The following is a 9,761-nucleotide window of genomic DNA, read 5'->3' as shown; positions in this document are numbered from 1 at the left end:
TGTGAGCTGCGTGACCCCGGCAAGGCACTCCACGCGCGCCCGGTGTGAGCTGCGTGACCCCGGCAAGGCACTCCACGCGCGCCCGGCGTGAGCTGCGTGACCCCGGCAAGGGCCGCAGGTACCACGCGAGTGCCGGGCGAAGGCCCGAGTGGCAGACGAGTCCGGCCAGGCCCACGTTGCTAGACGCGTGCCTGGCAGGACCCAAGGTGTCTGGTGATCGCCCGGAGGGTGTCAGGCGACCTTGCGGCGCTGGAAAGGTAAGTAGCGCTCGGGTAGGTGGGGGCGGGCCGGGATGTCGGTGGGCTCGACCGAGATGATGCGGTCGAAGCGGAAGGCGCGGATGCCTCGGCGGAGGCGGCACCAGCCGACGAGGTACCAGTAGTCGCGGTGGACCAGGCAGGTCACCGGCTCTACGTCGCGGACGGTGAGGGTGGAGCCGGCGTCCAGGTACTGGAGGCGGACCACCTGGCGGGTGGTGATGGCGCCGGCGACCGCGCGGGCGCGGCGGGCGACGTCGGGGGGCATCGGCGTGGTCAGGGTGGAGAGGGTGGTCGCGATCACGTCGTCGTCGAGGTCGAGGTGTTCGAATGCGTGCCGGAGCCCGCGGCGGGCCGTCACGGACTGCGGGCCCGTGCCGAGGTGGGCGAGCGAGAGCGCGAGCGCGGCGATTTCGGCGGTCGTCAACGACCCCGTGTGCCTAATGACGTTGGCCATACCCCAGATTTTACCGAGCAGCACTGACATTTTTCGAACGCACGCTTGAGGAATCCGGCAGAACTGGACCTCTCGACACGGCCGCTCACCGGAACCGGCGGCGTGGTCGTGGCAACCCGTGGGCAGGGGCGGCCATAAGTGCTCAGCGAAGTTGCCCTGGGCTCTGGGCTGGCGGGGTGGCTGGTGGGGCAGGTTGCAGGGGGTTGCGGACGCGCCCGGGAGTGCTCAGCGAAGCTGTCCTAGGCTCCGGCGTGGGCCGGGTTGGGAGGACAGGTTGCCGAGCTCGCGGGCGTGTCCGTGAACCTCTAGCGGGAACTGTCTGAAGGCGTCAGCGGGATAGCTGGGAAAGGTCGCGGGACGCGCCCGTGGATGCTGACGTGGTCAGGGCCGCGTACGCCTGGAGGGCCGCGGTGACCGGGCGGTTGCGGTTGCGGGGGCGGTAGCGGCCGAGGTCGGCGAGGAGGGCTTCGCGGCGGACGGCCAGGTCGGCCTCGCTGACCTTGAGTTCGATCGAGCGGCCGGGGATGTCGATCTCGATGATGTCGCCGTCCTCGACCAGGGCGATCGCGCCGCCCTCCGCCGCCTCGGGGGAGGCGTGGCCGATGGAGAGCCCGGACGTGCCGCCGGAGAAGCGGCCGTCGGTGACCAGGGCGCAGGCCTTGCCGAGGCCCTTGCCCTTGAGGAACGAGGTCGGGTAGAGCATCTCCTGCATGCCGGGGCCGCCCTTCGGGCCCTCGTAGCGGATCACCACGACGTCGCCCTCGCGCACGCGGTTGGCGAGGATGCCCTCCACCGCGTCCTCCTGGGACTCGAACACCACGGCGGGCCCGGAGAAGCGCCAGATCGACTCGTCCACCCCGGCCGTCTTCACGATGCAGCCCTCGACGGCGATGTTGCCGTACAGCACGGCGAGGCCGCCGTCGCGGGTGTAGGCGTGCTCGGCGTCGCGGATGCAGCCCTCGGCCCGGTCCAGGTCCAGCGTGTCCCAGCGCGCCTCCTGCGAGTACGGCTTGACGGTCCGCACGTTCCCCGGCGCGGCGTGCCACAACTCGGCCGACTCGGGGATCGCGGTCGGCGACTTCACGTCCCACTGGGCCAGCAGGTCAGCCATCGTGCCGCCGTTGACGGTCAGCGCGTCGCGGTGGATCAGCCCGGCCCGGTCGAGCTCGCCCAGGATCGCGGGGATCCCTCCGGCCCGGTGCACGTCCTCGACGTGGTATTTCGCGGTCGCCGGGGCCACCTTGCACAGGCACGGCACCCGCAGCGAGATCTCGTTGATCTCCTTGAGGCCGAAGTCCACCTCGGCCTCCCGGGCCGCGGCCAGGATGTGCAGGATCGTGTTGGTCGAGCCGCCCATGGCCACGTCCAGCGCCATCGCGTTCTCGAACGCGTCCTTGGTGGCGATGCTGCGCGGCAGCACGCTCTCGTCGTCGTCCTCGTAGTAGCGCCGGGTGATCTCCACCAGCCGCCGCCCGGCGTCCTGGAACAGCTTCTTGCGGGCCAGGTGGGTGGCCAGGATGGTGCCGTTGCCAGGCAGCGCCAGGCCGATCGCCTCGGCCAGGCAGTTCATCGAGTTGGCGGTGAACATGCCGCTGCACGAGCCGCAGGTCGGGCAGGCGTTCTCCTCCATCTCCAGCAGCTCGGCGTCGGAGACGCTGTCGTTGGCGGCGGCGATCATCGGGTCGATGAGGTCCAGCTTGCGGCCGGGCGTCTTGCCCGCTTCCATGGGCCCGCCGGAGACGAAAACCGTGGGGATGTTCAGCCGGAATGCGGCCAGCAGCATGCCTGGGGTGATCTTGTCGCAGTTGGAGACGCAGATCAGCGCGTCCGCGCAGTGCGCGTTCACCATGTACTCGACCGCGTCGGCGATCAGCTCCCGGGACGGCAGCGAGTAGAGCATGCCGCCGTGGCCCATCGCGATGCCGTCGTCCACGGCGATCGTGTTGAACTCGCGCGGGATCGCCCCCGCCTCCCGGATCGCCCCGGCCACCACGTCGCCGACCTCGCGCAGGTGCACGTGCCCGGGCACGAACTGGGTGAAACTGTTGGCGACAGCGATGATCGGCTTGCCGAGATCGCTGCCGGCTACCCCGGTCGCCCGGAGCAGGGCCCGGGCTCCGGCCATGTTCCTGCCGTGAGTGACCGTACGAGACCTGAGGGCGGGCATGGCCGGGACTCCCATCGGAAGATGACGCTTGAGTCTCCCTATGCTACGACCCACTGCCCAGTCGTTGAGACGTCCATCCCACAAAGCGGTACGGCCCACGCCAAGCCTGCCGCAGGCCGTACCAGACGAAACTCAGTCGTCGCCGTAGCGCGGTGGGAGGACGCGTTCCGCGGCCTGGTAGATCGAGTCGATCTCGGCCGTGGTCAGGGACTTCTCCCGTTTGGTGATCCACTTGCGGACCAGGCCGCCGGAGAAGACGTCCACGTCCCGGATGTTGAGGATCCGCCAGGGGATGGCGGGGCCGTAGATCGCCAGGGACGGCACGACCGTGACCTCGCGGCCGAGCGCCTGGGTGATCAGGTCGCTGGCCTGGTTCGCCTCCCAGCGGGCCTCGTCGAGGCGGGGTTTCTGGTTGAAGGGGCCGTGGAACAGCTTGCGGTGCGACTGCACGCGCACGGGCAGCCGCCTGTCCCACTTCTCGGAGTCGACCGCATACACCCCCGTGGGCCCGACGACCAGGTGGTCGATCTGGGCGTCGCTGTTGGGGATGGCGCGGGCGTGCAGAGTCTTGTAGCCGCCACGTTCCAATTTCTTGAGCTGGCCCTCGGTCCGCCGCTCGGCCACCGAAGGACGCCGCCAGGCGGGGACCGAAGAGGCGGTCCTGGCCCGATAGACGGTGTCCGCGATGGCCGCGAGAATCGCGGCGGTGAGGCCGACGCGCCAGCTCAGCAGCAGCACGCCGAAGACGACTCCGGCCGCTACAGCGATCAGGGCACGTCGCCGCAGATGCTGGTATTTGGGCTGCTTGAGCATGCTCTGCAGGGATGCGCGCTCTACGGGCGCATACGTCGACGCGGGCGCATCAGGTCGCGTCGAGGATCGTTCACGATCGGTCAACCTGATCGGTGACGTATCGTGACCCTCATCGGGCGCTAGACCGGTATCCACGTCACTCACGGTAGTTGAGCCGCCAAGAGGTTGCCTAGTGTTGCCTGGTTCATACTTTTGTGGCCCGCTTCTGCAGATTCGCATGGACCATTTGTGGGCACCATCTCTAGATATCTCCGCGTCGGCCGCTTACCGTTCAGTAGCGTGACCAGCATTCATGACCTTACCGCGCTGGAGTTGGCGGCGGCCGTACGGAACCGTGAACTGTCCCCGGTTGAGATCACTGAGCACTACTTGGACCGTATCGACAGGCTTGGCGCGTCGGTCGGCGCCTATGTCACCGTGACCGCCGAGATGGCACTTGACCAGGCACGACAGCTGGAGACGCAGGATCCGGCGAAGCGTCCGCTGTTCGGCGTGCCGATTCCGATTAAAGATCTCAATCTGGTGAAGGACGTCCCGATCTACTTTGGTTCGGCCACGTACGAGGGGTTCGTCGCCCCGGTCAGCGACAGCGTGGTGGACCGATTGCGGGACGCGGGAACGATCATGCTGGGTAAGACCAGTACGCCAGAGTTCGGTTTGCCGTGCTACACCGAGACCGCGATCAGCGAGCCGGCCCGCACTCCGTGGGATGTGACCAGGTCGGCGGGTGGTTCCAGCGGGGGCGCCGCGGCGGCTGTGGCCGCCGGGCTCGCGCCCGCCGCGCAGGGCAGTGACGGAGCGGGGTCGATCCGGATCCCGGCCTCCGTCTGCGGTCTGTACGGCATCAAGCCCAGCCGTGGCCGCATCTCGTTCGCCCCGATCGTCCCGGACCTGGCGGGCCTGTCCACCAACGGCCCGATTACCCGCGATGTCGCCGACGCCGCTGCCCTGCTGGACGTGATGGCCCACAACAACCCGGGCGACCTCTACTACGCGCCGCCGCCCGCCCTCGGCTCCTTCACCGCGTACGCCGGGCGCGACCCCGGCCGCCTCCGCATCGCCCGCTACATCGACCCGGTGGTCGCCGACGCCGAGGTGCACCCGGAGGTACGCGCCGCCTACGAGAGCGCCTCCGCCGTGCTGGCAGGACTGGGGCACGAGATCGTCGACATCGCCTCGCCGTTCGGCCCGGACATGGTGCCCGAGTTCGAGCGCATGTGGTTCAGCTTCGCCTGCATGCACCCGGTCGCCGAGGAGCTGGAGTCCCAGCTCCGCCCGCTGACCGCCTGGTTGCGCGAGCGCGGCTTCCTCACGCCCGCCCCCGACTTCCTCAAGGCCCAGTCGGCGCTCCAGCTCGCCACCCGGTTCGCACTGCTGATCACCGACGAGTACGACGCCGTCCTCACCCCCACCGTCACCCAGCCCCCGGCCCCGGTCGGCTGGTTCGAGGACGTCGACGACCCCAAGGAGACTTTCCAGCGAATGAAAGCTTTCGCTCCCTTTGCCGCCACCAGCAATGTCAGCGGGCAACCGGCCGTGAATTTGCCGCTCTATTGGACTCCCGAGGGTTTGCCCATCGGCGTCATGCTTTCCGGCCGGTACGGCGAGGAGGGCCTCCTGATTTCCCTGTCGTCGCAGGTAGAGGCGTCGGTCGGGGGGTTCTGGGGAGACCGCAGACCGCAGATCTGGGACTAGGAAATATCCGAACTCGGGCGTAACGTCGATATATGGACAGTGCGCCGGAAATTCTTGCGTTTCTTGTCATCACGTCCGGCACGATATTCGTGGTCGTCGGGCTGCTGGTGCTCGTATTGTCCGGTCGGAAACGGCGCCGGAACAAGGACGAGGTCGTCTGGATCGGCGGGCCGTACGACACCGAGCACGGGGTGGGCCGCTCCTCGCTGGAGCTGACCACCGTCGTCCCGCGCGGCGATCCACCGCACGTGGACTGGCCCGAACTGGCCGAGACCGCGGAACCCGGCCGCCACGTCGGCGGCGCATCGGCGGGGTGGTGATCTAGATGGCGACCCTCTCCACACTCCAGGCCGTCGACATCCGTACGGTCGTGCGAAACGCGAACAGCAGGACCGGGCTGCATTTCGCCGTGTACACCGGTCCTTCCCAGGGCCCGCGGCGGCACTTCGCCGAACGCCTGCACGCGGCGCTGGGCGCGCAGGCGCCGTACTCGGTGCTGATCATGGTGGACACGGCCGGGCGCGGCCTGGAGATCGTCACCGGCGGGCTGGCCAGGCAACGGCTCTCCGACGGCGACTGCCGCCTGGTGGCCATGTCCATGGCGACGAGGTTCAGCGTCGGCGACCTGATGGGCGGCCTGGCCGGCGGCATCGGCGCCCTCGCCGCCCGCGCCCTTTAATGAGAAACCCGTCCCATAGCCAGCCGCGTTGCCGCCGACCAGGCGATTCACCGCTGCGGCTGTCCAGATCACGACTTTCTCATTAATAACCGCGCAGCAGCGAGATCACGTGCTCTGACACGTCGGCGAGCAGGCGGGCCGGGCGCAGGTCCGCGCCGGCGATGGCGGAGAACAGGCTGGGCAGTCCGGCCAGCGGGAACCCGTCCCGGCGCATGACCTGGTGCCCGATGCCGTTCTTGTCCAGCGCGCCCCGGCTGCGCTGCCAGGCGTCCAGGACCTCCTCCGGGGAGGGCACGCCGAAGCCGTGGCCGACCGGGGCCGCGTGGCGGAGCCGTACCAGCGGGGTTTCGGCGAAGGCGAGGGCGGCCCGGCAGCGCAGGGCGAGGTTCTCGCGGTCGGGTACCCACTCGATGGCGGGGCAGGGATTGCGGCATTTGGCGACGCAGGTCGCCAGCGCGCCGGCGACCTGGCTGTGCTGCCGGTCGAAGTAGGCGCGCCAGCCTTCGCCCGGTTCGCCCGCCACCCGGAGGGTGCGCTCGGTCGCCGACTGCTCGGAGCGGGTGTGGTCGCAGTCACGGTCGCCGATCACGCCGAACCTGCTGCCGGGCGCGCGCAGCCCTTCCGGCCAGCGGGCCGGATCGCCGGAATGGCCCAGCGCCGTCTCGTACGCCAGCAGCGGCAGGTATTCCGCGGCGATGTGCAGCGCGGCCATCATGGCGCTCAGCTCGCGCTGGTCCCAGCGGACCTTGATCACCTCAAGCAGCAGCGCGTACGCCGGGCGCAGCGAATCCAGCGCCCCCCGCGGCTGCCCTTTGGGCGTCTGCGGCATGTGGCAGGCTCGGGCCCGGCGGCGGAGATCGGCCGGGATCGTCGGCACGTCCAGCTCGCTGGCGAAATCCTCCGCGTCCAGGGTCAGTAACCGTTGCCCGAACTCGCAGACCGCCGAGACATGGGCGGCTTTGACCGGATTGGCCAGGACTGCGGGAGCCAGCGCCCCAACATCCCCGAACGAATACCGCCGGGCGAGCGCGATCAGCAGGTCCTGGGCTGACTCCATCAGATCACTTTCTCATGGACCCGGCCGGAGACCCGGGTCGCCCCGGGTCTCCCCTGGTGCTTCAGGAGTCCTTGGCCTGGGCGCGCAGGGCCCGGGCGATGCCGTCCGCGCCCTCCAGCAGCAGCCGGCGCAGCGCGTGCGGCGGCTGGGATGCCGAGAGCAGCTCCTGGGTGCGGTCGATCGTGCCCTGCGAGATCAGCAGCGCCGGGTAGCAGCCGATCGCGAACGTCTGCGCCATGTCGGACGTCCACGACTTCCAGATCTGGCCGACCTCCTCGAAGTAGGCCGCGCCGTAGGGCTCCAGCAGGTCCACGTGGTGCGGATCCATGAAGCCCTGCACGGTGGAGCGCAGCAGCGCGCCGCTCAGCGCGCCGCCGGTGATGGCCGCCCACGCCTCCGCCTTGGCCGCCGCCGTCGGGATGGCCGCCCTGGCCGCCGCCGCCGACCGTTCGCCGGTGGCGGTCGCGTCCCTGACCAGCTCGGCGTCGATGTCGGCCGCGCCGAGCACCCCGCCGGAGACCAGCGCGTGGGTCAGCGTCCAGCGTAGGTCGGCGTCGACGGTCAGCCCGTCGGGCACGGCCGTCCCGGACAGGATATCCCGCAGGATCGCCAGGTCTTCGGCCGAGGTGGCCACGGCTGAGAACGCGTTGAGGTAGGCCAGCTGGCGGTCCGAGCCGGCCTCGGCGCCGTTGAAAAGCTCGCGCAGGGTGTCAGCCAGCTGGGCCAGGCCGGTGGCCCGCCACTCGGGCGCCGCGTACTGCTGGACCGCGAGGCGGGCCTGGCGCAGGACGGTCTGCAGCACGGTGATGTCGCCGACCGCGTCGATGCCCGAGGTCACCAGGCGCACGTAGTCGCGGGTGGCCATTTCGCCGTCGCGGGTCATGTCCCACGCCGCCGACCAGCACAGCGCGCGCGGCAGCGACTCGGTGAACGCGACGATGCCGCCGCCCACCAGGGTGGCCAGCGAGCCCTCGTCGAGGCGGATCTTGGCATAGGTCAGGTCGTCGTCGTTGACCAGCACGAGGTCGGGGCGAGCCTCGCCGATCAGCTCGGGCACCGGGGTTCTGGCACCGACCACGTCCAGCTCGATTCGCTTGACCCGGACCAGCCTGCCTTCGTCCATGGAGTAGAGGCCGATGGCGATGCGGTGTGAGCGCAGCGTCGGGTAGGCCGGCGGAGCCTCCTGCAATACCTCGAAGCTGGTGAACCTGCCGGTCGCGTCCACCTCGAAGGACGGGCGGAGCGTGTTGACCCAGGCCGTCTCCAGCCACTCCTTGGACCACGACGACAGCTCTCGCCCCGAGGTGCGCTCCAGCGCCCCGAGCAGGTCCTTCAGCTCGGTGTTGCCCCAGGCGTGCTCGTTGAAGTAGTCGCGCACCCCGGCCAGGAAGTTGTCCAGGCCCACGTAGGCGACCAGCTGCTTGAGCACGCTGGCGCCCTTGGCGTAGGTGATGCCGTCGAAGTTGACCTCGACGGCCTGCATGTCCGGGATGTCGGCCGAGATCGGGTGGGTGGACGGCAGCTGATCCTGCCGGTACGCCCAGGCCTTCTCCACGTTGGCGAACGTGGTCCACGCGCCCTGCCCCCACCGGGTGGCCTCGGCCTGGCACAGCACCGACATGTAGGTCGCGAACGACTCGTTCAGCCACAGGTCATCCCACCAGCGCATGGTGACCAGGTCGCCGAACCACATGTGCGCCATCTCGTGCAGCAGCGTCTCCGCGCGGCGCTCGATGATGGCGTCGGTCACCCGGGACCGGAAGACGTAGTCCTCCAGGAACGTGACGCAGCCCGCGTTCTCCATCGCGCCCGCGTTGAACTCCGGCACGAACAGCTGGTCGTATTTCCCGAACGGGTAGCGCAGCCCGAACACCTGGTGGAAGAAGTCGAAGCCCTGCTTGGTGACCGCGAAGAGGTTGTCCGCGTCCAGGTGCTCGGCCAGCGACTGCCGGACGAACAGGCCCAGCGGGATGCCGTCGTGCTCGTCCCTCACCACCGCGTACGGCCCCGCGACGAGAGCGGTGATGTAGGTGGACAGGACCGGGGTGGCGGGGAAGTGCCAGCGTTTGGCGGCTTGGAGCGTGCCATGACGGCCCTCGTGGGCCGGGAGTTCGGCGACGGAGTCGGGAGCGGCGTTGGAGACGACCTCCCAGTCGCCCGGCGCGATGACGGTCAGCTCGAAGGTGGCCTTGAGGTCGGGCTGGTCGAAGCACGCGTACATCCGGTGCGCGTCGGCGGTCTCGAACTGGCTGTGCAGGTAGACCTTCTGGTCCACCGGGTCGACGAACCGGTGCAAACCCTCGCCGGTGCGCATGTAGGACGCGTCGGCGTCGACCCGCACCTCGTTGTGCTCGGCCAGACCCGGCAGCGGGAACCGGCCGCGCTCCGCGTCATACGCGCTGATGTCCAGCTCGGTTCCGTTGAGCACGACCGAGCGCAGGTGCGCGCCGTGCAGATCGATGAAGGTGTCCGCCCCCGGCTGGGCACAGGTGAAGTGAGCGGTCGTGACGCTCTCGAACCGCTCCTCGCCCTCAGTCAGGTCGAGCTCCACCGCATACGACTGGACGGTCAGCAGCCGGGCGCGCTCCCGGGCCTCGTCACGGGTCAGATTGCCTGCCACATCCGCTCCTCATCCA

General features: G+C 69.4%; 8 protein-coding genes. 3 read left to right on the top strand and 5 right to left on the bottom strand.

Annotated elements, in window-relative coordinates; all coding sequences use genetic code 11:
- Window positions 1–231 precede the first annotated feature (231 nt).
- From Amac_RS43385 to Amac_RS43375, 3 genes are all read right to left on the bottom strand, one after another.
- Window positions 232–714 carry a helix-turn-helix transcriptional regulator gene (locus tag Amac_RS43385; RefSeq protein WP_155360284.1) on the bottom strand — a complete coding sequence of 161 codons (483 nt, stop codon included), beginning with the start codon at window positions 712–714 and terminating at the stop codon, window positions 232–234.
- Between the two features lie 328 nt (window positions 715–1,042).
- Window positions 1,043–2,881 carry a dihydroxy-acid dehydratase gene (gene ilvD / locus Amac_RS43380; RefSeq protein WP_155360283.1) on the bottom strand — a complete coding sequence of 613 codons (1,839 nt, stop codon included), beginning with the start codon at window positions 2,879–2,881 and terminating at the stop codon, window positions 1,043–1,045.
- A gap of 132 nt (window positions 2,882–3,013) precedes the next feature.
- Window positions 3,014–3,694 carry a nuclease-related domain-containing protein gene (locus tag Amac_RS43375; RefSeq protein ID WP_246269073.1) on the bottom strand — a complete coding sequence of 227 codons (681 nt, stop codon included), beginning with the start codon at window positions 3,692–3,694 and terminating at the stop codon, window positions 3,014–3,016.
- A gap of 279 nt (window positions 3,695–3,973) precedes the next feature.
- On the opposite strand from Amac_RS43375, the gene Amac_RS43370 reads away from it, so the two are divergent.
- The 3 genes from Amac_RS43370 to Amac_RS43360 are packed head-to-tail and all read left to right on the top strand — an operon-like array spanning window position 3,974 to window position 6,068.
- The gene (locus Amac_RS43370) at window positions 3,974–5,389 is read left to right on the top strand and encodes an amidase (RefSeq protein WP_155360281.1); all 1,416 of its coding nucleotides are present in this window, start codon (window positions 3,974–3,976) and stop codon (window positions 5,387–5,389) included.
- A gap of 32 nt (window positions 5,390–5,421) precedes the next feature.
- Window positions 5,422–5,709, top strand: a complete 288-nt coding sequence (locus Amac_RS43365) for a hypothetical protein (RefSeq protein ID WP_155360280.1) — start codon at window positions 5,422–5,424, stop codon at window positions 5,707–5,709.
- A 5-nt stretch (window positions 5,710–5,714) separates the two neighbouring features.
- Window positions 5,715–6,068, top strand: a complete 354-nt coding sequence (locus Amac_RS43360) for a TPM domain-containing protein (protein ID WP_155360279.1) — start codon at window positions 5,715–5,717, stop codon at window positions 6,066–6,068.
- An 82-nt stretch (window positions 6,069–6,150) separates the two neighbouring features.
- Here the strand turns inward: Amac_RS43360 and Amac_RS43355 are convergent, their stop codons facing one another.
- The gene (locus Amac_RS43355; protein WP_155360278.1) at window positions 6,151–7,125 is read right to left on the bottom strand and encodes a hypothetical protein; all 975 of its coding nucleotides are present in this window, start codon (window positions 7,123–7,125) and stop codon (window positions 6,151–6,153) included.
- A 61-nt stretch (window positions 7,126–7,186) separates the two neighbouring features.
- The gene (pepN, locus tag Amac_RS43350; protein WP_155360277.1) at window positions 7,187–9,745 is read right to left on the bottom strand and encodes an aminopeptidase N; all 2,559 of its coding nucleotides are present in this window, start codon (window positions 9,743–9,745) and stop codon (window positions 7,187–7,189) included.
- Between the last annotated feature and the right edge of the window lie 16 nt (window positions 9,746–9,761).

This window comes from Acrocarpospora macrocephala (assembly GCF_009687865.1).
Lineage (GTDB): Bacteria > Actinomycetota > Actinomycetes > Streptosporangiales > Streptosporangiaceae > Acrocarpospora > Acrocarpospora macrocephala.
The sequence above is the reverse complement of the archived record's forward strand: the minus strand, read 5'-3'. Positions and strand labels throughout refer to the sequence as shown.

Coding starts and splice junctions, on each gene's coding strand:
- Amac_RS43385 (WP_155360284.1), bottom strand. CDS start 714: ATGGCCAACGTCATTAGGCACACGGGGTCGTTGACGACCGCCGAAATC.
- ilvD (WP_155360283.1), bottom strand. CDS start 2,881: ATGCCCGCCCTCAGGTCTCGTACGGTCACTCACGGCAGGAACATGGCC.
- Amac_RS43375 (WP_246269073.1), bottom strand. CDS start 3,694: ATGCTCAAGCAGCCCAAATACCAGCATCTGCGGCGACGTGCCCTGATC.
- Amac_RS43365 (WP_155360280.1), top strand. CDS start 5,422: ATGGACAGTGCGCCGGAAATTCTTGCGTTTCTTGTCATCACGTCCGGC.
- Amac_RS43360 (WP_155360279.1), top strand. CDS start 5,715: ATGGCGACCCTCTCCACACTCCAGGCCGTCGACATCCGTACGGTCGTG.
- Amac_RS43355 (WP_155360278.1), bottom strand. CDS start 7,125: ATGGAGTCAGCCCAGGACCTGCTGATCGCGCTCGCCCGGCGGTATTCG.